Below are 25875 nucleotides of genomic sequence, written 5' to 3'. Positions count from 1 at the left end.
GTGGGCTGACCAGCTGGGGATGGCTCCGGCGTCGACTGGGCACCAGCGACGCCTCCGGGGAGGGTGACCAGCACGAGCATGATGAGGAAACAGGCAGGCCAAAGGCGCATGTTCATTCCTTCACAGGTGGGATCTGCCAGAACGGCTCGAAGCGGTTGATCTGGGATGCGACCACGCCGCCCATTTCCGATCCCGCCTCGGGCGGGACAGGGCCCGAAGTGGTCTCAAGGGAGGCGACTCGCCAGTCCCCTGCCTCCCAATGCAGGCCGACCTCGGTGGTGCCCCAAGCGGGCCCGACTGCTTGACGACCGGCCGCTGCGAAGACGCTGGTACCCCATACCGCGATCGTCGCGGTGTCGGGGGTGTGCTCGACAACGCGGTAGCCCAGTGGGGCGCTTCGCATCGCGATGTCCGAGGACTCCAGCTGATCGGTGTCGAGGTTCAGCCGTTCCTCGATAAGCGCAGCGGCGCGTGCGAACTGCTCACGAAGGTCAGCTCGGGCCACATCAGTGGCAATCTGGTCGAGCGCAGGTCCGACCCTGGCAGCGTCAAGTACCGCTGGACTGTCCAGCACGACGGCGTAGTTGGCGGCTGCGGCGATGGCGCCGGCACGGGTCCGGGTGTAGCCGACCGGGACGCCGTCGACGGTCCGGGTCGGTCCGGGGCCAGACGGGGCGGTGCGGGTGAGGGTTGGGCCATCGGCCGGGGCGGGCGGTCCCCCCGGATCGCCGGTCACCCGGCCGATGGCCACCCCGACCGCAACCGCAACCACCAGTGCGACTAGTCCTGTGCCGAGGCGGACAGCACGAGACGGTCGACGGTGCCGGGCAGGGTCCAGGGTCCAGGTCGTGGTGCCCATGTCAGGACACCCCGGTCCCGGAGTTGAAGAAGAAGTTGATGATCGCCGGCGCCGCACCGATCAACAGCGCCGCGAGGCCGGACACCATCACGCCACGCTTGCCGGCCGTGGTGTAGTGGTGGTTCTGCGAATTGGCGCCCAGCGCCCACGCCGCGGAGGACGCGAGCAGGGCGACCAGGGCGAGGATCAGGGCCCAGCCCATCACCCCGTCGGTGAGGTTCTGCAACACCTGGCCGCCGGGCAGCTGGGAGGTGTCCGGGTCGGCATTGACCTGCCCCAGGAGGCGGGCAGGGAGGTCGGTGAGGATCGTGGTGTTCACCATGGGTGTTCTCCTTTTCGGGGGGTGGGGGTGAACCCTTCAGCAACGGCGGCCGCCAGACGCCGGTAGGCGGCCGTGGTGGTGTCGTGGAGCAGGTCGAGGCCGGTGGTTGCGCCGGCAGCGAGGTGGCGGTCCCACGGGATCCGCACGACGGTGCGGCACCGGGCGGCGAAGTGGGCTTCGACCTCGTCAAGGTCGACCAGGCTGTTGCGGCCCGACGGGGCGGCGTTGATCACGGCGACGGCGTCGGCGACGAGGTCGGCGTGGCCGTGGGTTTCGAGCCAGTCCAACAGGAACGACGTGGCCCGGGCCGCGTCGACCGATGGGGCGGTGACGACGACGAGTTGGTCCGCGTGGTCGACGATGCCGCGGGTGGCGTCGTCGAGGATCCCGGTGCCGCAGTCCACCAGGATCAGCTGGTAGTGCGCCTCCAACAGGCCCAGCAGCCGCCGGTAGTCCGCTTCGCCCAGCGCTGTGGAGGCCCGCGGGTCGTCCGGTGCGGCGACGACCTCGAGCCGTGATGCGGCCTGGGAGGTGAACGCCCGTATGTCGGCATACCGCGACACGTCATCCAGCTGGCGGAGCAGGTCGTCGGCGGTGGCAGGGGTTTCGTTGCGGATGCGGTAGCCGAGTGAGCCGGCGTCGGGGTTGCCGTCCAGCGCGACGACGCGGTCGCCGCGGTGGGCCGCGAAGGTGTGGCCGAGGTTGACCGTGGTGGTGGTCTTGCCGACCCCACCCTTGGTCGACACCGCCGCGATCACCCGGCTGCCCCGCACCGGCGTCTTCACCGTGGCGATCTCGGCCCGTTCGGCCAGCTCCGCCTTGGACGGCGGCGGCGAGACGAGCCCGCCGGTGAGCCAGTGCACCGCCCGGCGCCACCCCGAGTCGGGGCCGGAGGTCCGGTCATCCAGGAGCCGGTCCTCGCTGATGTCGCCCGCGGTCAACGGCGCCACGGGCTGCGCGCTTGACGGGGGTGGCAGGGCGGAGGCCGCCGGCGGCGGATCGGTCGCCTCGGTCGGCTCACCGGTCGTGGCGGCGCCGGTGAGGACGCTGCACGCGACTCGCGGCGCCGGAGGGGGATCCGTCCGCAGCTGCGCCCCCGTGTCGCCGCTGCCGTGCAGCCTCGACGCGGCGTCATCCAGGGCATCGATCGGAACGACGTCTTCCCTGTCGGCTTCGAAACTGGTCATGGGGTCCTCCGCCTCGGGCACCGGCCGCGTCGGCCGGTCGGTCATGGGCCAAGGGTTGCCCACAGACGGACCGATCGGACTGCTGGTTCGGGGGCTGTGGATAAACACTGGCGCCGGCGTTGACAGCACGGCCCAGATGTCGAAGCGCTCCGACAGCACGGCGGAATGGGTCAAGGGAGGCGGAATCGACCATGATTGGCCACGAATTGCGGTGCTTGGCCGTCGGCGCGGCGCTGGTCGCAGCGGTCATCGGACTCTGGATTGGCTTGCGTCCCGACGCGCCTGATCCGCCCGCGGTTCCGACCAGTGAGTCGCCGTCCACAGTTGCCCGAGAAGCGCTTGACACGCTTCAGGCGCCGGCCGATCTCGACTCCGCCCTGGCGGCCGCCGAGGCGTTCGCGGCCGCCCTCTACACCACCCACGACCTCGACGCACTCGAGCAGCTCACCACCGACCGGCTCGCCGCAACCCTCCTCACCCCAACCCGCCACACGACCGGCTCGACAGGCCGGGTGACCGTGGAAGGCACGATCACCCGCGACCTCCAACCCGGCCGCGTCCTCGCCGACGTCATCGTCCACCGCACCACCGACAACGGCGTGCGACTCGAGACCGTCGCCGTCGCCGTCGTGCTCGTCGACGGCCGGTGGCTCGTCGACGACGCCGCGTTCTGACAGGAGTCTCCATGGTCAAGATCGCCGTCGCCGCAGCCACCCTGGTGCTGCTCGCACTCCTCGTGCTGCCCGCCGCGGTGGTCGCCACCGCCACCGACCACGCCCCGGGTGCGTCGCCGTCCGGCGAGGCCCTGGCTGACATCCCCGCACCGATGCTGGCCGCCTACCAGCACGCCGCCGACCAGTGCCCTGGACTGGCCTGGAGCGTGCTCGCCGCCATCGGGAAGGTCGAGTCCGACCACGGCCGCATCGGCGGCAGCCAACCCGGACCCGACGGGATCATCGCCCCGCGCATCATCGGCGTGGCCCTCGACGGGTTAGGTCCGGTCGCGCTCATCCGGGACACCGACGGCGGCGTGCTCGATGGGGACGTGGTGTATGACCGGGCGGTCGGGCCGATGCAGTTCATCCCGTCGACGTGGGCTTCGATGGGTGTCGACGGCGACGGCGACGGGATCGCTAACCCCCACGACGCCGACGACGCCATCCCCGCCGCCGCCGGCCTGCTGTGTGACGGCGGTGCCGCACAACGCGGACGGCTCCGCCAGGCCATCTATAGCTACAACCACTCTTGGGACTACGTCGACCGTGTTCTCGACTGGGCTGACCGCTACGCCACCGCCACCCCGGCCGGGCCGGGCGACCCAGTCCTGGTCGACACCGTCCTCAGCCATCCCCGGATCAGCATCTACGAGGGCGGCCGGGACGACATCACCGCCCGGCGGATCGACAACCGCATCCTGGCCATCATGGCCCGCGCCGCCGACCGCTGGACCATCTCCGTCACCAGCCTGCAGACCGGCCACTCCAAATGCGTCGGCGGCGGCAACTACCCCGGGTGCACCGTCTCCAACCACTGGTACGGCCGCGGCATGGACATCTTCACCGTCAACGGCACCCCCGTCACCGACACCAACCGCGACGCCTACACCCTCACCCTCTGGCTCTCCACCCTCCCCCCGGACCTGCGACCCAACGAGGTCGGCACCCCCTGGGCTCACCTCGAAGACCGTCCCGGCCACTTCCACGACGCGGCGCATCGCGACCACCTCCACCTGGCCCACGAACACTGACAACTTCCAGACAGACAATCGAGTGGAGGCTTGGTACGAAGCAACGTACGAGTGCTCCACCGACAGTGCGATCGCCGCCGGCCCTGGTCCAACCTGACGCTGACCGCGGCACAACAGAGGCCCGCCCACCCGGCGAGCCAGCGGACCACGGCGACTAGCAAGAGACCACAACAGCCGGATTGTGCTTTGGGGGTGACACCACCAACCCAGCTGCCTTCTCAAACGGCCGCCCTTGGGGAGGGTCTACTCCGGGCCACGACGCAGCGCGAGCGGCGGCGAAGTCCAAAATCCAGATGGGCTCCGGTCCGGGCGCCACCGGGTCCGCACCACTGACCTCGACTCCTCCATGATCCCCAAGCGCGACCAGGAGATCACCGTCGAGTGGCTCCACCGCTCAGGCCGCGGCATCGCCTACACCAGGCCAGCCTTGGCCTACCTGTTCGAAGGCGCCACATGATCGACGTTGCCGCCTGACCCGCCATGCGTCGGCACTCGAACCCCAAAGAAGCGAGCCGCCCTGGCGGACAGGCCCTACGAGAGCTCGGAGAGCCCGCCGGTGTCGCCACTCTCGCCTGGGTGCTCAAGGGCCCCGAGACTCATCGGTGTGCCCGTAAACACTGCCACACGCTGGGGCCGACTCGCCTGCGCCGCCCACAACACCTGCGCCCCCGCATGCAGATTGACAACACGGCCAAACAACACGCGCCACCATCTCGACCGATCAAGGGCGGCCTACTCCGACACTTCGATCATCCGACCCTGCCGGCATGACAACGGGCTACGGCCGGACGACCATCGATCGGAGGCTGGGCATGACGAAGGGCGGGCGGGTTCAACCCACCGTGCGATCGCCGCCGTCATGGTCCAACCCGACGCTGACCGCGGCACAACTCGAGGCCCACAAACCCCGCGGGCCACCGGACCACGCCGACTCGAAATGGGGATCCGGGCCTCTGTCAGCCCAGCGGTTGATCAAAGGGTCTCGACACTTTCGCGGCCGGTCCCGCCCCAGTGAGGCACATGACGCCTAGTTCTCGGCGGGTGACGAGAGTCCCCACTAGTTGGGACTCAGATCCTGTTCCGGAGCGCTTGGCGTGCGGGGCGTATCAGGCCACCCGATCCTCGCTCTGAGTTTGCCGATCGTCCCCCGATGGATGTGCGCGTGCCCTGACAGATAGGTCCCCCCAGATGCCCAAAGCAACTGTCGACTTCTACACCCTTCACCGCGTGGAATCCGAGACTCGGCCCTATTGCACCGCCGCCGAGGTCAAGGCCATTCATGATCGGATCGTTGGGTTACCGATGGGCGATCGTCAGCACGGCACTCGACCTCAGATGATCGCAGACGCTGACATGATCAACGGACGCCGTTGGATTCGCGTTCACCGCATCAGAGACACCGGCTTCCCCAAGCTCATCGATGACGACGGGAACATAACTCGCCTCGAAGACGCCATCGGTGAGGGTCGCAGCTTGGGCGAGGGCACGAACTTGGTGCTGTTCGACGCGCCCCTTGTCGCAGTGCTCCGCAACACTGATGGTCCCAGTTCAGCCGGATTGGGCCGCTATCTGTCGTTCGCGGCCGAGACGTACCGGGTGTCCCTGCACCCCGTGATCGAGCCGGACGTAGTTGCGCAGCTGCAGGAGGGGAACGAGTTGAAGTCTCTTTCGATCACTGTGGATGATCTCCTTCCCGTGATCGACGATGACGACGACGACGCGACGGGAGTCGCCTCAATGGTGGATCATGCGAGGCGGTCGACGGGCGACCCGAAGAAGATCTCCATGTCGATCTGGTGGGATGACGACGACGACCAGACCGAGGCGGTGAAGGAGGAGGGCTGGATTCAACGGTTCATCAGCGCTCTCGAGCGTCGAGGAACGGTGAAGCGCGCCAAATTGCGAATGGACTACGAGGATGGCGCCGAACCGATCGACCTCCTAGAGCAACTGGTGATCCACCGGATCCAGGTGGACGTTGGAGAGAGCCGGAGCGTTCTCCGGACACATGCTGTTTCCGCGATCGAAGGGGCTTATGATGCAGAGCATGGTCGCCTCGCCCGAATCCTCGCTAGCGACGACGAGTAGGTCGGAAGCGCCAGAGACCACTCGACGGAGCCAAATGGTTCTCTTGGCGGTAGCCCTCGGACGCTGGGGCAACCGCCAAGTCAGAGTGCAAATCCTTGATCGCCCTGGCAGGGACTTCGTCATCGCCACGGTTGCGGTTGGCACGGGGCTCGTCCTGAGTTGGATCTTCGGCCTGTGGGCCGTCGTCGATGAGGCTTCACGCAGGACTCTGATGGTGCAGTCGGCCACGTGGCTGGCCACAGTCACCGGCTTTCTAATGGCCGCCCTGAGCATCGCTCGCCTTGTTCGGAGCCGCAGCCCACACCTGCGCGACGAGCGCTCCATGACGAAGTTAACGAAGACATGGGTCATGTCGATCGGCCGTGCCCTTCTCGGCACTGGTCTGGTGGCGCTGAGCTGGGTGGTCGACACGTCCTTCGGGTGGGGGTGGCTCGGGTGGGTCGCCATGTGGGCGGTCGTTTTCGTGGCCCTGAACGTTGGACGAGCCCTCTGGATGTTCCTGCGCGTCATGGAGCTGAGCGACCGGTAGATGCTGTCCGTCTTCACGATCGAATCGCCCCGGCCCCGACTCGCCGCCATCCGTGCTCGACCCGGGCGTAGGTGGACACGTTCACGTTGGCCGCCTGCGGGATGAGGTTCGGGCCGGACGCGAAGCCTCCGAGACTGACCGCGATGATGTGCCCACCGTGTGCCCGGCTGATCGCACTCCCTAGGGGCGCGGTGCGTTGTTGTGCTCGGTGACGGAAGCGAGCTCGGGGTTCGATCAGAGCCAAGAGACCTCGACTCTCGCAGGCAGGCCATCGCCGTCCGTCAAGTACTCGAAGCCGCAGCTGCGGTAGCGCACGTCCGGTTCCAGTTCGTGGACAGACATCGGAACGTCCGGGTCGAGCCTCACAGAGGGAGTAGCGCGAAGCGGGTTGACGACGTACCCGCGCTGGCCGATCTGCGGACGGACCGGGTCTTGGTGGAGCGGGTTCATCTCGACTCGCACATCGAGGACGATGGCCAGCATTCGGGCCACAGTCGACGAACTCCTCACCAGAATGGCCTGAGGCCTGACGTCATGCAGGTTCACCCTAATGCGACCGACCATGCGAGCACCGGTCGGGAGAAGCCCTCTCCGGTGCTGGCCGCCAGCAGGTCGCCGACCCCTGCCCCGGTCCTGCCCCATCAATGGTGTCGCGCTCGGCGGGTCAGGTCCGGACGCGCTCAGGTCGCGACACTGACGACGGCATCCTCGACGGCGACGCGGCGCGCGACCAAACCGTCGAACCGACGCAGGTTGTACGAACTCAACCTCTTCTTCAACTCTCCCCACAGACCTGCGACCCACGACGCCAGCACGCCATCGCCGCACCTTGAGCACCGACCCCGCACTCGCACGACGCCACCCCACGTTGACCAGCCTCCACGTTGCACACGAAAGATGACCACGAGTTACAAACCGACGGACAATCGACCGAAGGCTGGGTACGAAGGAAGGGATGGGAGGCTCCACCAACAGTGCGATCGCCGCCGCCCTGGTCCAACCCGACGCTGACCGCGGCACAACCCCGGCCCGCCAACCCCGCGGGCCAACGGACCACGCCGACTTGAATGAGGATCCGGACCTTGCGAGGCGTGCAATATCCAGGCGTGCGATGTCGCGCCGCTCCGTTCAGGTGCTCCGGAACCTCGGAGATCCCGTAGATACCCGTACTCCCTTGTTGAGAGCAGGACAATCGCTGTGCGCGGCCGGTCGGGCGGCGGGCCAGGTCCTGACGGTCAGTGCGCAGACATCCCGCGGCTTGTGCCGTGGCGGCGAGTGGGTGGACAGGTTGTGGTGTCAGAGCATGGATCCGAGGTCGGAGCCCACACTTGGGTAGCTGGCGGTCATGGATTTGAGCTGGCGGGTGGTGAGGCCGAGTTTGATGGCCAGGGCGCAGAAGTTGATGAGTTCGCCGTACTCAGGCCCGAACATGTGCGCACCAACGATGGTGTCGGTGTCGCGGTCGATCAGGATCTTGGTGGCCGGCTCCGTCTAGCACATTTGCAGGACTCAAGCAGACCTCCCTCAGCCACCATCCGTAGTCATCCAGCGCTAGCCTCCTACAAGAAATCTCACGACTGATCGCAAGACTGTCGAGACCCATCAGCACTTCGCGACCGCTCCACCAAGAGGGACACCTTGTTTGCAGGATGGACTGTATGAGCGATTATGACTTCCAACGCCTCGGGCCCAGGTACTTCGAACACATGGTTGGCGCCTTGGCCAAAGCGGAACTTGGCCCAACGACCGTGGTATTCGGGGACGGACGAGACGGGCAGCGCGACGGGACGTTTCGAGAGGTACCGAAATATCGATCGGATGACGCTGCGTGGGACAAGCCAGGCATAATTCAAGTCAAGTATCGCCAGGTACTGAAACAAAATGATTCCCCTTGGGCGCTCAGCCAATTGTCCAGTGAGCTCAAATCTCTATCAGACGCAAAAAGGATTCCCGCCTATTATATATTTGCCACAAATGTATCGCTAAGTGGAGTTCTGAGAACGGGCGGAAAGGATTCAGCTAGCCGAAAACTCAAGGAGTACCAGCAGAACTCCTCCCTGATCGACTACCGAGTATGGGACTACTCTGAACTCTGCAGATTACTAGATATTCATGACACCGTCCGCAAAACCTACTCGGAGTTCATAACGCCTTCTGACATAATAGCCGTCTTGTGTGAACAAGTTAAAGATTTCGAAGAAACTGTTCGTCAAGGCATTGAGCTGGCCATGCAAAAGGAGTTCCTGAGGGACCAATACGCCCGCTTGGAACAAACTACCGTCTCCACCGATCGTCGGATCCTGATTGGAAACGTCTTCACGGACATCGATGTTCAAGCAGGTACTCAGACAAGGGGGCGCGGACGGGGAGAACCGTCTCAGACAGTCATGAATGCTCTCTTGTCAGGAGGGCAACAACCCATCAGTATGGAGTCCGAAGATTCGAGATCGCAGGCGAAGAGTCGACTCGAATCACGATTCGTCTTGCTTGGGGGGCCAGGTCAAGGCAAGTCCACCATCATCCAGTTCTATGCCCAAGCTCAGCGGGCCGCCATTCTTGGTCGAGTACCGAAGGACAGGCTATCAGAGGAAACCATCAAGATCCTTCGGGACGTCGAAGAAGGCCTCGCCAGTGAAGCCTTGACCCTACCTCCGGTCTCGCGGTTTCCGTTCCACGTTGATCTACCGTCATTCGCAAAGTGGCTTGATACTAGCAACTCTCAATCGCTGATCCGGTACCTATGCAAGCGCCTCTCCGAGATTGCCGATCTAGATCTTTCTGTCGCACAACTTCGAGAGTGGCTTCGCAAGACACCCGTCGCAATCTTGTTGGACGGGCTTGACGAAGTGCCCGCTTCGTCGAATCGGTCTGACGTTGTCCAGGCAATCACGGAACTATCAGTGGATGTCGCATCTCCCGATACGAACTTGCAATTAGTAGTTACCACAAGACCGCAGGGATACTCGGCGGAGTTCGAAGATGGATATATACATCTGACGCTTCAAAACCTGGACGCGAGGTCCGCGCTTTCATACGCAAAGAAGCTGGTCACCGCTCGGTTCCGTGGCGACACCGAGAAGCAGCGCACCACAGTTAGAAGGTTGAACACTGCCGCCGAAGAACCTTCTACTCAACGGCTCATGACCACGCCTCTGCAAGTCACAATTATGACTACGTTGCTGGAGCGTATCGGAGCGCCGCCACGCGAGAGATTTGAACTCTTCGACTCATACTTCACTGTCATGTACAACAGAGAGCTCGAACGCGGCATCGATACCAGTGCGATCCTGCGAAGCCACAGGATCGACATCGAGGCTATTCACAGGCACGTTGGTCTCCGACTGCAGATCGAGGCTGAGTCAAGCGGTGGAACGGACGCCCGACTCTCGCGGAATGAATTGCGAACCATCGTTCGCAGACAACTCACTAGCCAAGGCTACTCAGGGGATGAACTGGAACAAATTTCCGAGCAAATTATGGAAGCCGCTGCTCAGCGGCTGGTCTTCCTAGTAGAGCTAGAGGAGTTTCAAGTAGGTTTCGAGATCCGCTCACTTCAAGAGTTCATGGCAGCTCAGGCGTTGCTCGACGCCCCTGACGACGAGGTTGAGGCTCGTTTCGAGTACATGGGTGCGCTGACAAGCTGGCGCAATGTGCTTCTCTTCTTTGCCGGAGGCATCTTTGCCAGGCGTGGCTACTTGGGCCGAGTTGTCGTTCAGACATGCCAATTCTTGAACGAGCCTACGGAAGACTTCTTGCTCGGGTGGTACTGCGCGGGTGCGGACTTGGCTCGAGATCTACTTGAGGACGGTTCGGTAAGTGCCCCGAAGTTTCGGAAGTCCCTCGCACGTGAAGTCCTTAAGGCTGTTGGAAAGCGTGGCCACGGCTGGATCCACGCCGCTACTATGCTGGATGACCACGCTGCGCTAGAGGTGTTTGAACACTTTGTCCTTGAGAAGCTGGCCGCATCCAACCCGGACATTCCCCTTCTGTCCTTTGCGCTCGACCTGGCCGATCGTTCCGATCGAGTCCGAGAACGGCTCGAAGAGCCAGAAATGCTCGAGGAGCTGACGCAGTCGGGGATTGTGGCTGCCCACATCCATTCGCCTGTTCTGGCTGGCACGTCCCTCGATCTAATTCGAGATTCGCTGGAGATGTCAGGACCGATACCAATTGACACTTCTTTCTTGCTAGGTGGCCATGATCTCGAACATGTTTTGGATGCGCGCACGATTCACCTAGGAAAGGGGCGCAGATCTGTCTCGGCTTTACTGCGAAGGGAAGATGATGGTGACTTGCGCTCTAGTCCCTCGGGTTCTGTTGCTAGAGTCAGTTTTACATCCCTCAGAGACAGCGACGGAGTTATCGCCGGTGACTTGGAGTGGCTGCTTTCACTTGAGCAGCCTGGGTGGGCCTCTCTGAGACCACTCGTGCGCCTGTTGAGAACGGACTCAGATCTAGACTTGCGGGCGATGGTAGATGTTCTCGAAGCATTGGGAGAAGTTCAGCGCGACTTTGTGTCTTCATCCTTCCCGTGGCCTCTTGCGATCCTCATCGCTGCTGGCGGTCATCATGGATGGGATGTCGTGCGGGCTGCGGTCAACGACCTTCCTCGCGTGACAGTGGACGGGCTGCTGGCAACGGAAGAGCGCTGGACGACGGCTGGCTTCAAGATATCTGATTTGCAGGCCCCGGCTCCCGCTAGTTGGACTTCAGCCTTCCTGGGTTCCCAGGGGTTTCCCTATCTACAAGTACTTGACTTGTCTTTCCGGCGGGGGGGCGATCGGTCCGAGGTCGCGACGACCATCGCTGAGGAACTTCCTGCAGTGCAGGATGCGGCCGTAAGGGGTTGGATAGTCGATAGTCTCGCACTCTGGACGGACAACGGCTTTAGATTGTCGGCAAGGGCTGTTGGGTGTGCCGAGGCCGTGGCATCGCTTAGGCGGCAGATTCTCGGATCGCCACTTATTTTTCGCTTCTTCCTAGAGTCTATTCTGCGCCAGGACAGTTGCTGGGACGAACTCGGCTCTCTTTTTTCGAGCCTCGATTTGGATCCCTCCCTCGAACACTCATGGCTCGATCATGGGGTCGACACGTTTCCTGATCGCTTCGTGCGAACGCACTTCTCTGAAGGACTGGCTCGATACATCGCGATGAATGCCTCCGAAGAGGAGGCCGCGCTCCTTCTCGACATATCCGACACGCTAGTTTCGGAAGTATTTGTGGACTGGCTTCGTCTTCACGTTGATCCTTCCGATGTCGACTATGGCAGAGTTTCTGCCCTTGTCAACCGAATGCGCGAAGAGCCCTTTGCGCCGTCACGGCTCGTCGTATCACGCGTACTGCCTGCGATATCTGGACTGGGAGAACGCACCAACGTCAACTTCATCCGTACAGTCTTGGACGGTCGCGATGACTTCAATTCGCTGGATAACGAGCTCGCTCAGGCCCTTTGCTCTACCCTGATTGCGTCAAAACGCAGCGGTCTCGAGACCCTCGCTCGCCGCCATGAGCTAGGTCTGCCTGCGACTCTCTGAACGATAGCCAACAATTGTCCCGCAAGACGAGTCGATACCCCTACTCAACTCCTGGGCACCAGGCCCCGGCTACCACATGGAGGCGCTGGCTTCCTCGGTCTTATCGAGCACTGCGACTGCCGTGTCATCGACGGTAACACGGTGGCCGTCGTGGATCACGGCGTTGACCACCGTGACCACGTGAAGGCCGTCCGCGACCGGCTGTGACGCACCCCAAACCGACTTTGCGGCGCTTCGGAGTTCACGTGGGTGTCGGGGTGATGGTGGCGAGCTTGGACCAGTCGGGCTTGCCGGAGTAGAGCAGGATCTCATCGGCGCGACCGTGTGCCTGGCCGGCATGGCGATCATCATGTACGCCCCACGGACAGGACCCCGACGAGCAACCCCCTCACGGCCCGAGAACTTCGGACAAATCGTCCGGCACCGCCCCTCTCGCCTGCGTGCTTGAGAACCCCGAGACTCATCGGCCTGCACGTCAACCGCTACATGCGGGCCCGATTCGCCTGAGCCGTCGACAACACCTACGCCGCAGACTTGGCGGATGACAACACGCGACGCCATCTCTCCCGGCACCAAGGCGCCTATTCCGGCTCTTCAATCATCCGACCCCTGCCGGAATGACGAAAGGCTACAACCGGCGCACGATCGATCCTGGAGGCTGAGAACGGAGTAGGGCTGGCAGGATCCCGGGATCCCGCGATCGCCGCCGTCCTGGACCAACCCGACGCTGACCGCGGCCGGGATGGGCCCGCTTACCCCGCGGGCCAGCGGACCACACGGCCTAGAATCGGCATCCCGCGCGGAGCGTCAAACCTAGCCCTCTACAAGAGGTTCATGCCATCATGAGATCGCACCGCAACTTCCGGACTGTCACCCAGCGCGTCTAGTAGACGAACTGCATACGCCTCGTCCATGGATGCCTCGATGTCCTCGGCGTCCAGCCAGGCCGAAGCCGCGGACTCCTCGGTGGGCGTCGCACGTCCAGCAGCTGGACGACACCGAAACACGAGGGCGACAATCCCCCGCCTCATGTTCTTGTAGACGCCCGTGAGGCGCACAACGTCGACTTCGACACCAGTCTCCTCCCGGACTTCGCGCCGCAACCCGTCCTCGATCGACTCGCTGAGCTCCAGAACCCCACCCGGCGGTTCCCAGTGACCATTGTCGCGACGCTGGATAGCCAACACTTGCTCGCGGTCATTGACCACGGCCGCGGCCACGCTGACGGAGTGCCTCGGTGCAGGCTCGATCACTGACGAGCTCCGAACGGTACGGTCGAGTGGTCCAGACGAGTGTAGGACTTCAGGTGACTGACGCGCTTGACCGCCGGAGCGACCGCCCGGCGTACCGCCAGATCGCAGACCAACTGAGATCTGACATCGATGACGGCGATCTGCAACCAGGGAGCAAGGTTCCCAGCGAGCGATCACTCATGGAACGTTACGGCGCCGCCCGCGGAACCGTGCGGCAAGCCCTGGCCGAACTCCGCACCGAGGGACTCATCGAGGTTCACCACGGCAAGGGGGCGTTCGTGCGCGCGCGGGCTCCGATCCATCGTCTGGCCCATGACCGCTTCGCCCGCCGCCACCGCGAGGAGGGGCGAGCAGCCTTCTTGGCCGAGATGGAGGCCGAAGGACGAGCGGCGACAGTGGAGGTGGATTATGTCGGAGCCGAGCAGGCGCCCGAGTGGGTTGCCACCGCCTTGGGACTTGACGCGCGTGAAGAGGTCCTCGTACGACGACGGCGATACCTCGATGCCGGGGAACCGATCGAGATCGCAACCTCGTATCTTCCCCTTGAGATCGCAGCAGGCACCGCGATCGCCGAAGAGAACACGGGCCCTGGTGGAATCTATGCACGACTCGAGGATCTCGGCCACCGCCTCGAACAGTTCACTGAGGACGTGTCAGCTCGCATGCCCCACCCTGACGAAGCACGCGCGCTTGAACTGGCGGCCGGAGTACCCGTGGTGCGGGTCGTGCGCCACGCCATCAGTGCTGACGGCAAAGTCCTGGAGCTGTGCGACACCATCAAGGCTGCCGACCGCTACATCCTCTCCTATGCACTTCCGGCAAGTTGACGGTCAACCACTCACCTCGACCACGCCACCGGGGCCAAGCGGTCATATGCCCGAGTCCCGGTTGCTGCGCACCGCTAGTTCCGCGAAGGGACTCGAAGGTGAATTTGGGGTTCATGATCGGGATGCAGACAGTTTGGGAACCTAGGGCCATCGCGTGGCATCGACTCAGATAGGCGTCGGGCGGCGGTGTTGTAGAAGCTCCTGAGAATCAGGTCCACGAAACTGTCTGGGGCTACAGGTGCAGAAACAGGAATACGACAGTTTGTGTACTGGCCCAAAGTCAGGTGGGAGGACGGGTGCTCAGCGCTATCGGCTGAAGCGGGGTCAAAGTCGAAACGCAACGGAGTGGTAACGATCCTTGTATCCATGACCTCAGCAAACATGACATCACGCTCATATCGCTCCGGATCGTTCTGATATGGCTCCAATGAGGGGCTAGGTAGGTACGCCAAGCGATGCCACACACACGCTTCGCCCTCAACCCTGTACGACATCTGCACGAGCCCGCCATCCAGGAGTGAAAGGCTGTATGCTCTCGACCGTTTCAATGCGTTATATGTCTCATCATATGGTCTCTCTCTGAGAACGTATGAATAGTCGAGTTCCGACGGGTACGTAACAAGTTCTGATGTGCCCTCATCGACTATATATGAAAACCGTTGATCGTCGGCCAGCCCCTTTTCGACCATCCATATCACGATACCATTGATCTTTGCGAGAAGGCCAACCGCCGAGAGCTTGTCTTGCTCACTCTTCATGGGACAAGAGCCGAACTATCTCATCCCTCAAGCCAGGATCAAGATCCTCAACATACAAATTACCGGACCTCAATGCCTGCAGTAACTCTGACAATGACCGCTCCTTCTCAGCCAACTTTCGCTCTTCATCCGGCGACATGTCACGGTGAACAATCCGGAGCTGCTTCTGCATCTCATCCGTCGGATACACAAAGTCCAAAACAAACTCGTGCTCACGGACCGCAAGAAACTCAGCACCAAGAACTTCCATCTGTGGACCCACGCCACAGACCCGCACCCATGCCTTACTCCTAGTTATAGCGGTAAACAGTCGATTCCGTATACGGGCCAAATTTCTACGCGCTGAATGAGTCTCTTCGGCATTCACGACATAGACCATGCCGCACTCATTCCCCTTTGCCCGATGAATTCCTGTAAACGTAACTGAAGAATCACCTTGACTGAAGAAAACATCAGGGTCAGCGTCAACACCGGCCAAATGCGAATCGATTCCGAGTTGAAGCAGACGCTTCCGTAAGGGGCCCAAGTTCTCTCGCGTTGTCAATGGATCGGTGTTGATGACCATGATGTCATCGTGACGAAGCTCCTCTTGCTCAATATTGCGCCTAATCGATTCTGCCACCCATTCATCTTGGGCATCACGAGATGGGAAGCTCATTATCGATACCAAGTCAGCCGGATCGGAATGAGCCTCCAGAAACCGGGGGCTAGTTTCCGGAGTTCTTGCAAGTACGACTCGTTCTCCAGGAGCTAGGGGCCCGGACTCAACGTGATAGCCGATGTCACGCCATAGGTCCGGCTCGTCAAAGATCTGGACCAAGCCAGTCGGTTCACTGTCCGCCGGCTCCCGGTAAATCCCAAAGCCGACCGCATGGGCGCTTATGAGGACAGGTCGAGAATTTCGATAGCACTTTTCGAGGATGATATCTCGACGCTCGAGCTCTCTCGTTCCGGTCGAAAAGCTGACCCGAGGGCGCCCGGCGTCATCGGCGCCAAAGATCTGTTCCGCTGGCGGAAGCCCTTTACCATGCAAATCCTGGAGTTCATCATATGCATACACGAGTCGCTTCTCTGGACCCAGAATGTCATAGCATATTCGCAAGAACGCTGGCGGGAGATCTTGGGCCTCATCCACGAGGATGGCGTCATAGAGTTTCTTTGGATTGGTGACCCGGGACCGCGCGTCTGCGACTGCGCCCGAGAAGGCATCATTGAACCCGTAGAGCTGCTTGGCAGACCCGAAGTCCAGATATCGAACAGCATGCCGTGAGCAGTACTCATGATAGATCCCCTCACGCTCAGGACCACCAGCCGCCCCCCAGGCGTTCAGGATGCGGAGATTCTCCCAATCGGGCTCCTCATTGACTTGCTCAAGCGAGAAGTTCGTAATGAGTCTCTTGAAGTAGTTCTTAAGTGATCGTGTATTGAAGGTTACGGCAATCCGCCAATCTGGATGCTGAGCGTGCAAGTACGCAGCCTTCAAGGCCAGCACGATCGTCTTCCCCGATCCGGCAAGGCCACGAATCCTCTGGACGTCGTCCACGCTCTCAATCACGGCAGCACTCTGTTGATTGTCCAGAGTGGCGATCGAGTCCTCAAGGCGTTTCAGAATCGCGCCACGAGAGGATTCGTCCCGCACTTGCCGCCGCTGTCGCGCGCTCCGGATCGTGGAGATGCTTTGGATGGCTGACAGAGCAGTCCGATACAACTCGTCATTGAGTCTCTCGCCCCGCATTCCTTCGAGGATCCCAAGGACCGTGTCCTTCTGGGCCACCGGATAATCGCCTGCGACATCACGGCCCTGAGTAGCCGGCGCAAAGGACAGTGTGGATACGGGAATCTTGAGGCTTCGGCGGTCGACCAACCCGGGATTGGTGATTAGTCGAGACACCAGCTTGTTAGCAGCGTCATCCTGTCGCTCAGCGGTCCCCGTAAGATCAGGCCCCTCCACGAGGTCAAAGACCACCACCCCCATGTCAGGCGACACCAACGTTGCATCTATCGTCGTCTTGCCGGCGGCTGACCCGATGATCGGATAGCCAGTAAAAAGCTGCCCGACTACATCCGAGTCGGCCAAGGCCTCCACCAGCAGTTCGGCCGCGACGGGCTTCTCCGTCGACCCTTGGACCACGTTTAGGGTCATGAACCTGCCTTGACTGTTGCGACATGCGAGAGACAGGAAGGCCCGATCGTGGCCTCGGGCTCGATCGCAAGCCCCATGCCCTGCCCAATGAAGAAGACTACTGGTCGCTTCCCGGGTCCACCTCCTCTATCGGAGCCGCCCTAGAACCTCTGTGGGCGGACTTCCGGTGGACTAGGAGCACGGGGCGTGAGGAACTGTCGGCCTTCAGATAGGTGTGGGTCGCACAGCACGTTGCTGGCCCCCCTAGCCCCCCAGCCCGATCGCGGTCAGGGGGCGGACCTCTGGGCTCGCTAAATGTCAAGTTCGCCACGTACGTCGCAACTGCGCGCCTCGTGGCTCTGGCATGCACCTGGCGCCACGCCCACCGACTAGCGAGTCTCACCGGTGCATACTCTTGACATCCTGCGCATACTGGTATATACGTATGGACCAGTGGTGCCGATGTGGAGATCCGACTCGTGAGATCTTGGCTGGAGTTGGTCGGTCAGGTTCGTTTCGCCGATCGCATAAGGCGCCAAGCCGGCCTGGACGGCTGCTGACGCCGTACCAACCCGCAACACGACCGAGTGAGAACTGACAGGAGAACCCGATGACGCTCACCCAGTTGCCCCCGACCCTGTCCGTGGAGGAGGCCTCCGAGCTGCTGGGTATCAGCCTGCGCAGCGCCTACAAGGCCGCCCAGACCGGTGAGTTGCCGACCCTTCGGCTGGGTCGCCGACTGTTGGTGCCGACGCCCAAGCTCCTGCGGATGCTCGGCGTCGACGCGGAGGTCGACACCATCCAGCACGCCGATCCCGCGTCGTGAAAGGGTCCGTCTTCCGTAGGTGCCGAGGGTGCCGGTCAAAGGTGGTCGGTCCCGTGTGTTCCTGCGGTTCGGATTCTTCGTCGTGGGCATTCCGCGTCGATGTCGGCACCGCCTCCGGCAGGGGTCGGAACCAGAAGCTGCGAAGCGGCTTCGAGTCACGCCAGGAGGCCGAGCGGGCGCTGCGCGACCTCCTGCACAAGGTCGACCGAGACAGCTTCGTCGACCGTCACGACCTAACGGTCGAGGCGTACCTCCTCACTGAATGGCTACCTGCCGTCGGCCCGCCCAATCTCCGCCAGTCCAGCTGGTCGAGCTACGCGGGCGAGATCGAACGCCACGTCGTCCCGGCGCTCGGTCAGTCCAACCTCCAGGAGCTGCGGGCGAGCCACCTGAACCGCCTGTACAGCCAGCTCCTCCGCTCAGGGCGCCTGGATGGTCGCGGCGGTCTCTCTCCGAGGACGGTTCGCTACATCCACACCATTGTCCGCAAGGCGCTGGCGGACGCGGTCCGCTGGGGCCTCCTCGAGCGAAACCCGGCCGACCTCGCGGACCCGCCACGCCGCGACCTCGAGCGGCAACGCCGACTCATGCAGACGTGGTCGACCCGCCAGCTGGCGGGATTCCTGGACCACGCACGCTCCGATCGCCTGTACGCCGCCTGGCACCTGGCCGCCATGTCGGGAATGCGCCGTGGCGAGGTGCTCGGGCTCCGGTGGACAGACGTCGACGTCACCACGTCGACACTCGCAGTGCGGCAGACCTACGTGAGCATCGACGGCACACCGCAGGTCTCCGAGCCGAAGACGGCCAAGAGCCGGCGAAGCATCGACCTGGACCACGACACCGTCCGCGTCCTCGAGAACTGGCAGAACGCCCAGAACAAGGACCGACGCGACTGGGGCCCTGCCTGGGAGGAACACGGGCTCGTGTTCACGCGCGAGAACGGCTCGCCGGTCCACCCGGACTCGTTCTCGAGGAGCTTCCAACAACTCGCGGAGGCAGCAGACCTGCCGGTCATTCGCCTCCATGACCTCCGGCACACCACGGCGACCTTGTGGCTGCAGGCGGGCGTGAACCCCAAGATCGTCTCCGAACGACTTGGTCACCACTCGACCGCGTTCACGCTCGACGTCTACAGCCACGTCCTCCCCGGCATGCAGGCCGAGGCAGCAGAGGACGTCGCACGGGCCATCCGGGCCCACCGTGAGCCCCCGGCATCTGCGCCCCCGGAAGACACAGACTCCACCCCCCGAGACGGAGGATCCTGATGATCGATGATCCGACCCCACGCCCCGATCGACGCGCCGCAGGTTGTGTACCCACCGGCCGGATTCGTGTACCCGGCAGTGGCCCGAGAGCCCGCAGTTGTGTACCCGACGTGTACCCGGCGCCTTCGGCGGCAACGGGCCCGAACCCCGGAAACGGCGAATCCGGCCCCGCAGGGCCGGATTCGCGGTGCGCGCTGGGAGGGATTCGAACCCCCGGCCGCCTGATCCGTAGTCAGGTGCTCTATCCGGACTGAGCTACCAGCGCGTGTCGTGCAAAGCGTATTGAACTGTTGGCGGAGGCAGAGGGATTTGAACCCTCGAGGGCCGAAACGACCCAACGGGATTAGCAATCCCGCGCCATAGACCTGACTAGGCGATGCCTCCAGGGTTGCCGATCGGCCAGCGCAGCGCGCGAGCGCCCGCGGCCAACGAAGCCTATCGGAGGCCGGAGTCGATGTGCGAACCGAGCCCTCCCGTCGGACCACCCCACCGCCGACCCCGAACCCGTCCCGAACGACACGACAGGCGGTGGGGGTCCACCTCCACGATCGGCCGACCCGCCGCGAGTAGGGTTGCCGCCGACGGCAACGACGCCGTCCCCACAACACTGCCCCGCACGGCTGACTGCCAGCGTGGGATCGACGCATGGAGTCACCATGGAAATCGTCTGGACCATCATCTTCGCGCTCCTCGCGGGGATCATCATCGGGCCCCTGGCCCGGCTGGTCATCCCGGGCAAGCAGGACGTCTCGATCGGCATGACGATCCTGCTCGGCGCGGTCGGCGCCCTCGTCGGCGGACTGATCTACGGCTTCCTGGGTGGAACAGAGACCGACGGCATCGACTGGATCGAGCTGCTCGTCCAGGTGGCGGTCGCCGCCATCGTGATCGTGATCTACCTCAACACGCAGGGCCGCTCGACCAGCAGCACGCGCTAGCCCGAACCACGACGACAACGACGGGCGGCCGATGTGGCCGCCCGTCGTGTCGTCGGGCCGGGAGCCGCGGCCCCGACCTACCAGCGGTCGTGGACCTGCGGTCGCACCAGGTCGTCGTAGACCTCGCGGGCGGCGCGGTGGATGTCGGACCCCAGCGGCGCGAAGTCGGACGCGGCCGCGTTGTCGGCCGCTTGGCGTGGCGTCCGCGCCCCCGGGATGACCGTCGACACGGCGTCGTGGTCGAGGATCCACCGCAGCGCGAACTGGGCCATCGACATCGTCTCGGGCACCAGCTCCTCCAACCGCTGCACGGCCGCGAGCCCCGTGTCGAAGTCCACGCCCGCGAACGTCTCGCCGACGTCGAACGCCTGGCCGTCACGATTGAAGTTGCGGTGGTCGTCGGACGCGAAGCTGCTGTCGGCGTCGAACTTGCCCGTCAGCAGCCCCGAGGCCAGCGGCACCCGCACGATCACCCCGACACCGGCCCGGCGGGCCGCGTCCAGGAACTCCTCGGCCGGCTTGGTCCGGAACAGGTTGAAGATGATCTGCACGGTCCGCACACCGGGCGCGTCCAGCGCCGCCATGGCCTCGTCGACCGTCTCGACGCTCACCCCCCACGCCCGCACCACGCCACGCGACCGCAGGCCGTCCAACGCCGCCCAGACCTCCGGCGTGCGGTAGACCTCCTCGCCCAGGCAGTGCAGCTGGACCAGGTCGATCGTCTCGACGTCGAGGTTGCGACGCGAGCGGTCCAGCCAGGCGGCGAAGGTGTCCGCGGTCCAGTTGGCCGGGTCGACCTCGGCCCGGCGACCGGCCTTCGTCGCGACGACCAGGTCCTCGTCGCGCTCACGGAGCAGCCGGCCAACCAGCTGCTCGCTGTGCCCGTCGCCGTACACGTCGGCGGTGTCGACGAAGGTCACGCCGGCGTCGACCGCGGCGTGCAGTGCCGCCATCGACTCGTCGTCGTCGACCTCGCCCCAGCTCCCGCCGATCGCCCAGGCCCCGAACCCGATCTCGGACACCTCGGGGCCACCCTGGTAGAGCCGTCGCGTGTGCATGTCGTCCTCTCGGTCCTCGGAAGCGACCGACGACGGTAGGTCACCCGGCGAGGTCACGGACCCCGCAGGTCGACCACCCCACGCGGTCAGCGGTTGCGCAGGGCCGCGGTGACCTGGTCGTAGGCCCGCCGGGCCCCCAGCCCCCACTGGCCGTTGAGCAGGTCGAGCAGCGTGTCGACCTGTTCCAGCGACAGCCCGCTCTGGGTCAGCGACCGCACCGGTGCCTCGACCAGCATCGCCCGGACCAGCGGCGCGACCTCCGGGGTGTCGCCGTACTGGCGCCGCAGGCCCCGTTCCAGCCCGGCCAGCAGCAACCTGCCCTGGACCACCTTGCGCAGTGCCCCCAGCGGCGTGTTGCGGGTGAACGGCTTGCCGAACCCGTCGTTGGGGGGCACCGTGCGGCCCAGCACGGTCTCGAACGACACCCGGTCGACCGCCAGCCACGCCGGCGGGTCGGCATACACCCGCGGCACGTCGCGACGGGTCAGCCGGTCCCCCTCGACGTGCAGCGACAGGGTCGAGCGGACGTCCCGGGACGACGCGGCCACCAGCACCTCGACCTCGCCGGTCTCGACGACCCAGCGATGCTCCTCGACGTCCCACCACGCGAACGCGCGCCGGTCCAGCTCGATCGCCACCTCGGCCGTCTGGCCCGGGTCCAGGTCGACCCGGGCGAACCCCTTCAGCTCGCGGTCGGGCCGGTGCACGGCCGCCTCGAGGTCGCGCACGTAGACCTGCACGACCTCGGAGGTCGGACCCTCGCCCTGGTTGGTGACCGGCACGGTCACCGTCACCGTCGCGCCGTCGGACAGGTCGGCGTCGGACACGGTGTCGACGTCCAGCGTCGCCTCGCCCCAGTCGACCGGCTCGTAGCCCAGGCCGTGGCCGAACGGGAACAGCACGTCGGCATCCACGGTGTCGTGGAAGCGGTAGCCGACGTAGACGCCCTCGCGGTACTCCACGATCGATGGGCCACCGGGGAACTGGGAGGTCGACGGGACGTCCTCGAGCCGTCGCGGGAAGGTCTCGGCCAGCCGCCCACCCGGCGAGACGGTCCCGGTCAGCACGTCGGCGATGCCCCCACCGGCCGCCTGCCCACCCAGGTAGGCGTCGAGGATCGCCTCGACGTCGCGGGCCCACGGCATCTCGACGGGTGCCCCGTTGACCACGACCACCACGACCCGGTCGTGCGCGGCCGCCACCGCCGCCACCAGCTCGTCGTGGGTCCGCGGCAGCCGCAGGTGGGCACGGTCGTCGCCCTCGTTCTCGTAGGCGTCCGGCAGGCCCACCACCACGATCGCGACGTCGCACTCGCTCGCGGCGGCGACCGCGTTGGCCAGCAGCTCCTCGTCCAGCTCCTCGGGCGACTCGTACCCGCGGGCGAACACCACCCGGTCGTCCCCGAGCTCGGCGGTCAGCTCGGTGCGCAGGTCCTCCACCCGGGTCGGGTTGATCCGGGACGACCCCGTGCCCTGGAACCGGGGCTTCTCCGCGAGCAGCCCCAGCAGCGCGACCCGTTCGCCGTCGCGCACCGGCAGGGCGTCGTCGTCGTTGCGCAGCAGGACACAGGACCGGGCCGCCACCCGCCGTGCCAGCTGGTGGTTGATCATCAGGTCCGCCGCCGCGTTGGGGTCACGTGCCGGCTGGGCCCTCAGCGCCAGCGCGACCACCCGGGTCGCGACGACGTCGAGTGCGGCCTCGTCCAGGCGGCCGTTGCTGACCGCCGCCACCAGCACGTCCGCGGCGCCCTCGACCGGTCCGGGCATCTCGAGGTCGCAGCCGGCCTCGACCGCCGCGACCCGGTCGTTCATCGCACCCCAGTCGGTCATGACCAGGCCGTCGAAGCCCCACTCGTCGCGCAGCACCGACGTGAGCAGTTCGTGGTGGTCCGACGCGTACGTGCCGTTGATCCGGTTGTAGGCACACATGATCGTCCACGGCTGTTGCGTGCGGACGACGTGTTCGAAGCCGGCGAGGTAGATCTCGCGCAGGGTGCGCTCGTCGACGACGGCATCGATGGTCATGCGCCGGTGTTCCTGGTTGTTGGCCACGAAGTGCTTGAGCGACGTGCCGACCCCAATCGACTGGATCCCCGCGACCAGCCCGGCGGCCAGGTGCCCCGACAGGAACGGGTCCTCCGAGAAGTACTCGAAGTTGCGCCCACACAACGGGGACCGCTTGATGTTCGCGCCGGGGCCCAGCACCACGTCGGTGCCCAGCGCGCGGGCCTCGTCGCCGATCGCACGGCCGACCTGGGCGAGCAGGTCCGGGTCCCACGTCGTTGCCATGGTCGACGCGGTCGGGAAGCAGGTCGCCGGTCGCGAGTTCACCAGCCCGATCGCGTCGCCCTCCGACGGCACGCGGACGCCGTGCGGACCGTCGTTGACCTGGGTGGCGGGGAGGTCGACCCGGTCGATCCCGCGGGTGTGCCACGGGCCGCTGCCCTGGCACAGGCTCGCCTTCTCCTCCAGGGTGAGCCGGGCCACGAGTTCGCGGGCCCGCGCGACGAGGTCGTCACCACCGTCGGCGCGATCACCACCCTCGTCGGGCTCGTCGACGTCCGCGGGGGGCGGCGGGGGTGTGGGGTCGGTCACGAGCGGTCCGATGCCGGGGTCTCCTTCGAACCTAGTGGTCGGCCTCCCCCGGTTCGGCCAGTCGTCGCCGGAGACGGACGAAGTCGTCGTCCACCGGGGTGAGGACGTACCCGCGGCGGCCGAACAGCGTCACCAGGGCATCGTTGTCCGGGTGCGTGAAGGTCACCGCCACGTCCCGACCCCGGTCGCGCATCCAGGCCTCACCGTGGTCGACGAGCAGGTCGGCCACGCCCCGGCGACGCCACGCGGGCACGACCCAGGTCGTCGAGAACAGTCCCACCTCGTCCCGGTCGTCGTGGTCGACCCGGACCATCGCGTGGCCGACCACCTCGCCGCTGGGGTCCCGGGCGACGAACACCCGGCCGTCGAGCCGCGCCGGGTCGAGGTGGGCCCGGACCCGGTCACGCAGCCAGTCCATGTCGTACATCGCCGCGCCCCGCTCGGCGCCGAGCACCTCGACCAGCGTCGCGCGCATGCCCGTGGCCACGATCGCGATGGTGTCGTCGTCGTCCGGCGCGACCGGGGCGACCGTGACGGTCACGACGCCTCGTCGGGGCGGGCGACCTCGGTGGGGCCCCACTGGTCCCAGGCGAGGTGGGCCAGCCCGGCGACCAGCGCGGCCAGCAGTCCCAACTGCACGCCGGCGACCAGCACGACCACGAACGGGACCACCATGACGACCAGGACCGCGCGGTCGTGCTGCCAGGCATCGGTGACGGCCTCGCGGTCGATCATCGACACGGCGGCGGCGATGATCAGCGCCGACAGGGCCGTCCGCGGGATGGCCGACAGCACGGGCCCGAGTGCCACCGCCGACGCTGCCAGCGCGGCCGCACCGACGACCGCGGCCAGCGGGCTGCGGCCCCCGCTGTCGGCCACGACGGCCGACCGGCTGAGGCTGCCGCCGGCCGGGTAGCCGCCGGTGAACGACAGCGTCATGCTCGACAGGCCCAGGGCGAACAGCTCGCGGCTGGTGCTGACCTCGCTGCCGTCCCGGGCCGCGAGCGTCTCGGCGATGGCCAGGGTCGTGACCGCCGCCACCAGCGAGATGGTGACGGCGGGCAGGACCAGTGCGGCCCAGTCCACCTCGGCGAACGCGGGCAGTGCCGGGACCATGTTGGGCAGCGAGACCGGTCCCAGGGTCTGGACCCCCTGCTCCTGCAGGTCCAGCAGCACGACCAGGCCGGCGGAGGCCAGCAGCACGAGCAGTGGCAGGGCCCGGACGAGGTTGGGGCGCCAGCCCCGGTCCCCGTCCTGGACGTGCAGCAGCCGACGCAGGGGGCCGGGCAGGGCGAGCAGGAGCACAAGCACCCCCAGGCCCAGGATCGTCGAGGCCGGCCGGAAGTCGTCGATCGACCCGGCGACGTCGGCCCACTGGCCCACCGGCGGCACCCCACGCTCCACCGGGACGCCCAGCACGTGGCCGACCTGGCTGGTCGCGATCACGACCGCCGCCGCGAACACGAACCCGGCCAGCACCGGGCGGGTGAACACCCGGAACACGAACCCGAGGCGGAGCACGCCCAGCAGGACGAGCACGACACCGATCATGGCGGCCAGCACCAGGGCGATCGTGGCCGCGTCGTCGGACCCGACCGCCTCACCGACCAGCAGCGACACCAGGGCGACGGGGCCGACCGCGAGGAACCGGCTGCCGCCGAACAGCGCGTAGACGACCGGCGCGACCAGGGCGGCCGCGATGCCGGTGCTCGCGGGGAGGTTGGCGAGCTGGGCGTAGGCGAACGCCTGCGGGATCAGCAGCACCGCCAGCAGGGTCCCGGCGATCAGGTCCTGGACGACGTCGGTCCGGCCGTAGCCGACCCGCCACACCAGCGCCCGCGGGACCCGCGGTCGGATCTCGCCGTCCGGCCGGGGCCTGGCCGGGTGCTCGACCAGGGGCGGCTGGTCCTCGCCGTCTGACACGCATCCTCCTCGGCACGCGGCCGGGCTCGGGGGCAGGGTTGC

21 protein-coding genes, 2 tRNA genes and 1 pseudogene are annotated in these 25875 nt (G+C 65.2%); 9 read left to right on the top strand and 15 right to left on the bottom strand.

The window, feature by feature from the left end; all coding sequences use genetic code 11:
• Nucleotides 1-112: 112 nt before the first annotated feature.
• Genes KR546_RS03110 through KR546_RS03100 form a run of 3 tightly spaced genes read right to left on the bottom strand, consistent with a single transcriptional unit; the run spans nucleotide 113 to nucleotide 2368 of the window.
• Nucleotides 113-859, bottom strand: coding sequence for a DUF8175 domain-containg protein (locus KR546_RS03110; protein ID WP_238443241.1), 747 nt, complete (start codon nucleotides 857-859; stop codon nucleotides 113-115).
• Nucleotide 860: 1 nt separating this feature from the next.
• Nucleotides 861-1181 carry a DUF6112 family protein gene (locus tag KR546_RS03105; RefSeq protein WP_238443240.1) on the bottom strand — a complete coding sequence of 107 codons (321 nt, stop codon included), beginning with the start codon at nucleotides 1179-1181 and terminating at the stop codon, nucleotides 861-863.
• Entirely contained in the window at nucleotides 1175-2368 is a 1194-nt protein-coding gene (locus KR546_RS03100) for a MinD/ParA family ATP-binding protein (protein WP_238443239.1), read from the bottom strand. Before KR546_RS03100 ends, KR546_RS03105 begins: the two co-directional genes overlap by 7 nt.
• Nucleotides 2369-2559: 191 nt before the next feature.
• Between KR546_RS03100 and KR546_RS03095 the strand changes: the two genes are divergently transcribed.
• The 4 genes from KR546_RS03095 (at nucleotide 2560) to KR546_RS03080 (ending at nucleotide 6732) form a co-directional block, all read left to right on the top strand.
• Nucleotides 2560-3042: a hypothetical protein gene (locus KR546_RS03095; RefSeq protein WP_238443238.1), complete on the top strand. Its 483-nt coding sequence runs from the start codon at nucleotides 2560-2562 to the stop codon at nucleotides 3040-3042.
• A gap of 11 nt (nucleotides 3043-3053) precedes the next feature.
• Nucleotides 3054-4115, top strand: coding sequence for a lytic transglycosylase domain-containing protein (locus tag KR546_RS03090; RefSeq protein ID WP_274387517.1), 1062 nt, complete (start codon nucleotides 3054-3056; stop codon nucleotides 4113-4115).
• 1188 nt (nucleotides 4116-5303) lie between these two features.
• The gene (locus tag KR546_RS03085; protein WP_238443237.1) at nucleotides 5304-6203 is read left to right on the top strand and encodes a DUF6731 family protein; all 900 of its coding nucleotides are present in this window, start codon (nucleotides 5304-5306) and stop codon (nucleotides 6201-6203) included.
• Nucleotides 6204-6237: 34 nt separating this feature from the next.
• Nucleotides 6238-6732 (top strand): hypothetical protein, encoded by a 495-nt coding sequence (locus KR546_RS03080; protein WP_238443236.1) that lies wholly within the window; start codon nucleotides 6238-6240, stop codon nucleotides 6730-6732.
• A 13-nt stretch (nucleotides 6733-6745) separates the two neighbouring features.
• On the opposite strand, the gene KR546_RS19890 is transcribed toward KR546_RS03080, so the two are convergent.
• From KR546_RS19890 to KR546_RS03070, 3 genes and pseudogenes are all read right to left on the bottom strand, one after another.
• Nucleotides 6746-6976, bottom strand: a complete 231-nt coding sequence (locus KR546_RS19890; protein WP_420804233.1) for a DNA/RNA non-specific endonuclease — start codon at nucleotides 6974-6976, stop codon at nucleotides 6746-6748.
• Nucleotides 6967-7215, bottom strand: a complete 249-nt coding sequence (locus KR546_RS03075; protein ID WP_238443235.1) for a hypothetical protein — start codon at nucleotides 7213-7215, stop codon at nucleotides 6967-6969. Before KR546_RS03075 ends, KR546_RS19890 begins: the two co-directional genes overlap by 10 nt.
• A gap of 813 nt (nucleotides 7216-8028) precedes the next feature.
• Nucleotides 8029-8223, bottom strand: a pseudogene (locus KR546_RS03070) (dihydrolipoyl dehydrogenase family protein); the annotation flags it as partial.
• Between the two features lie 167 nt (nucleotides 8224-8390).
• Here KR546_RS03070 and KR546_RS03065 point away from each other — a divergent pair.
• A complete protein-coding gene (locus KR546_RS03065; protein WP_238443234.1) occupies nucleotides 8391-12266 on the top strand; it encodes an NACHT domain-containing protein in 3876 nt (1291 codons plus the stop codon).
• An 821-nt stretch (nucleotides 12267-13087) separates the two neighbouring features.
• On the opposite strand, the gene KR546_RS03060 is transcribed toward KR546_RS03065, so the two are convergent.
• Nucleotides 13088-13516: an NUDIX hydrolase gene (locus KR546_RS03060; RefSeq protein WP_238443366.1), complete on the bottom strand. Its 429-nt coding sequence runs from the start codon at nucleotides 13514-13516 to the stop codon at nucleotides 13088-13090.
• A gap of 56 nt (nucleotides 13517-13572) precedes the next feature.
• Between KR546_RS03060 and KR546_RS03055 the strand changes: the two genes are divergently transcribed.
• A complete protein-coding gene (locus KR546_RS03055; protein WP_238443233.1) occupies nucleotides 13573-14346 on the top strand; it encodes a GntR family transcriptional regulator in 774 nt (257 codons plus the stop codon).
• 74 nt (nucleotides 14347-14420) lie between these two features.
• Here the strand turns inward: KR546_RS03055 and KR546_RS19885 are convergent, their stop codons facing one another.
• A complete protein-coding gene (locus KR546_RS19885; RefSeq protein ID WP_420804237.1) occupies nucleotides 14421-15035 on the bottom strand; it encodes a DUF2290 domain-containing protein in 615 nt (204 codons plus the stop codon).
• A gap of 58 nt (nucleotides 15036-15093) precedes the next feature.
• A complete protein-coding gene (locus tag KR546_RS03050) occupies nucleotides 15094-17247 on the bottom strand; it encodes a DEAD/DEAH box helicase (RefSeq protein WP_238443232.1) in 2154 nt (717 codons plus the stop codon).
• A 589-nt stretch (nucleotides 17248-17836) separates the two neighbouring features.
• Here KR546_RS03050 and KR546_RS03045 point away from each other — a divergent pair.
• Nucleotides 17837-18052 carry a helix-turn-helix domain-containing protein gene (locus KR546_RS03045; protein ID WP_238443231.1) on the top strand — a complete coding sequence of 72 codons (216 nt, stop codon included), beginning with the start codon at nucleotides 17837-17839 and terminating at the stop codon, nucleotides 18050-18052.
• Between the two features lie 53 nt (nucleotides 18053-18105).
• Complete coding sequence (locus KR546_RS19545) at nucleotides 18106-19320, top strand: tyrosine-type recombinase/integrase (protein ID WP_238443230.1); 1215 nt, start codon at nucleotides 18106-18108, stop codon at nucleotides 19318-19320.
• Between the two features lie 190 nt (nucleotides 19321-19510).
• Here KR546_RS19545 and KR546_RS03035 read toward each other — a convergent pair.
• Nucleotides 19511-19585: transfer RNA gene (locus KR546_RS03035), tRNA-Arg, on the bottom strand.
• Between the two features lie 26 nt (nucleotides 19586-19611).
• Nucleotides 19612-19704: transfer RNA gene (locus KR546_RS03030), tRNA-Ser, on the bottom strand.
• Nucleotides 19705-19976: 272 nt separating this feature from the next.
• Here KR546_RS03030 and KR546_RS03025 point away from each other — a divergent pair.
• The gene (locus KR546_RS03025) at nucleotides 19977-20258 is read left to right on the top strand and encodes a GlsB/YeaQ/YmgE family stress response membrane protein (protein WP_238443229.1); all 282 of its coding nucleotides are present in this window, start codon (nucleotides 19977-19979) and stop codon (nucleotides 20256-20258) included.
• A gap of 77 nt (nucleotides 20259-20335) precedes the next feature.
• On the opposite strand, the gene KR546_RS03020 is transcribed toward KR546_RS03025, so the two are convergent.
• The 4 genes from KR546_RS03020 to KR546_RS03005 form a co-directional block, all read right to left on the bottom strand.
• Nucleotides 20336-21316, bottom strand: coding sequence for an aldo/keto reductase (locus KR546_RS03020; protein WP_238443228.1), 981 nt, complete (start codon nucleotides 21314-21316; stop codon nucleotides 20336-20338).
• A gap of 86 nt (nucleotides 21317-21402) precedes the next feature.
• On the bottom strand, nucleotides 21403-23910 hold the full coding sequence (locus KR546_RS03015; protein WP_238443227.1) for a glycoside hydrolase family 3 C-terminal domain-containing protein: 2508 nt from the start codon (nucleotides 23908-23910) through the stop codon (nucleotides 21403-21405).
• A 31-nt stretch (nucleotides 23911-23941) separates the two neighbouring features.
• Entirely contained in the window at nucleotides 23942-24451 is a 510-nt protein-coding gene (locus tag KR546_RS03010; RefSeq protein ID WP_238443226.1) for a GNAT family N-acetyltransferase, read from the bottom strand.
• Nucleotides 24448-25833: a SulP family inorganic anion transporter gene (locus KR546_RS03005; protein WP_238443225.1), complete on the bottom strand. Its 1386-nt coding sequence runs from the start codon at nucleotides 25831-25833 to the stop codon at nucleotides 24448-24450. The genes KR546_RS03010 and KR546_RS03005 overlap by 4 nt, the downstream gene beginning before the upstream one ends.
• Between the last annotated feature and the right edge of the window lie 42 nt (nucleotides 25834-25875).

Source organism: Salsipaludibacter albus (assembly GCF_019798055.1).
GTDB lineage: Bacteria > Actinomycetota > Nitriliruptoria > Nitriliruptorales > Nitriliruptoraceae > Salsipaludibacter > Salsipaludibacter albus.
This window is presented reverse-complemented; position numbering and strand designations above follow the sequence as displayed.

Coding starts and splice junctions, on each gene's coding strand:
- KR546_RS19885 (WP_420804237.1), bottom strand. CDS start 15,035: ATGGTCGAAAAGGGGCTGGCCGACGATCAACGGTTTTCATATATAGTC.
- KR546_RS03020 (WP_238443228.1), bottom strand. CDS start 21,316: ATGCACACGCGACGGCTCTACCAGGGTGGCCCCGAGGTGTCCGAGATC.
- KR546_RS03085 (WP_238443237.1), top strand. CDS start 5,304: ATGCCCAAAGCAACTGTCGACTTCTACACCCTTCACCGCGTGGAATCC.
- KR546_RS03075 (WP_238443235.1), bottom strand. CDS start 7,215: ATGCTGGCCATCGTCCTCGATGTGCGAGTCGAGATGAACCCGCTCCAC.
- KR546_RS03065 (WP_238443234.1), top strand. CDS start 8,391: ATGAGCGATTATGACTTCCAACGCCTCGGGCCCAGGTACTTCGAACAC.
- KR546_RS03110 (WP_238443241.1), bottom strand. CDS start 859: ATGGGCACCACGACCTGGACCCTGGACCCTGCCCGGCACCGTCGACCG.
- KR546_RS03100 (WP_238443239.1), bottom strand. CDS start 2,368: ATGACCAGTTTCGAAGCCGACAGGGAAGACGTCGTTCCGATCGATGCC.
- KR546_RS03050 (WP_238443232.1), bottom strand. CDS start 17,247: ATGACCCTAAACGTGGTCCAAGGGTCGACGGAGAAGCCCGTCGCGGCC.
- KR546_RS03080 (WP_238443236.1), top strand. CDS start 6,238: ATGGTTCTCTTGGCGGTAGCCCTCGGACGCTGGGGCAACCGCCAAGTC.
- KR546_RS03105 (WP_238443240.1), bottom strand. CDS start 1,181: ATGGTGAACACCACGATCCTCACCGACCTCCCTGCCCGCCTCCTGGGG.
- KR546_RS03090 (WP_274387517.1), top strand. CDS start 3,054: ATGGTCAAGATCGCCGTCGCCGCAGCCACCCTGGTGCTGCTCGCACTC.
- KR546_RS03095 (WP_238443238.1), top strand. CDS start 2,560: ATGATTGGCCACGAATTGCGGTGCTTGGCCGTCGGCGCGGCGCTGGTC.
- KR546_RS03045 (WP_238443231.1), top strand. CDS start 17,837: ATGACGCTCACCCAGTTGCCCCCGACCCTGTCCGTGGAGGAGGCCTCC.
- KR546_RS03025 (WP_238443229.1), top strand. CDS start 19,977: ATGGAAATCGTCTGGACCATCATCTTCGCGCTCCTCGCGGGGATCATC.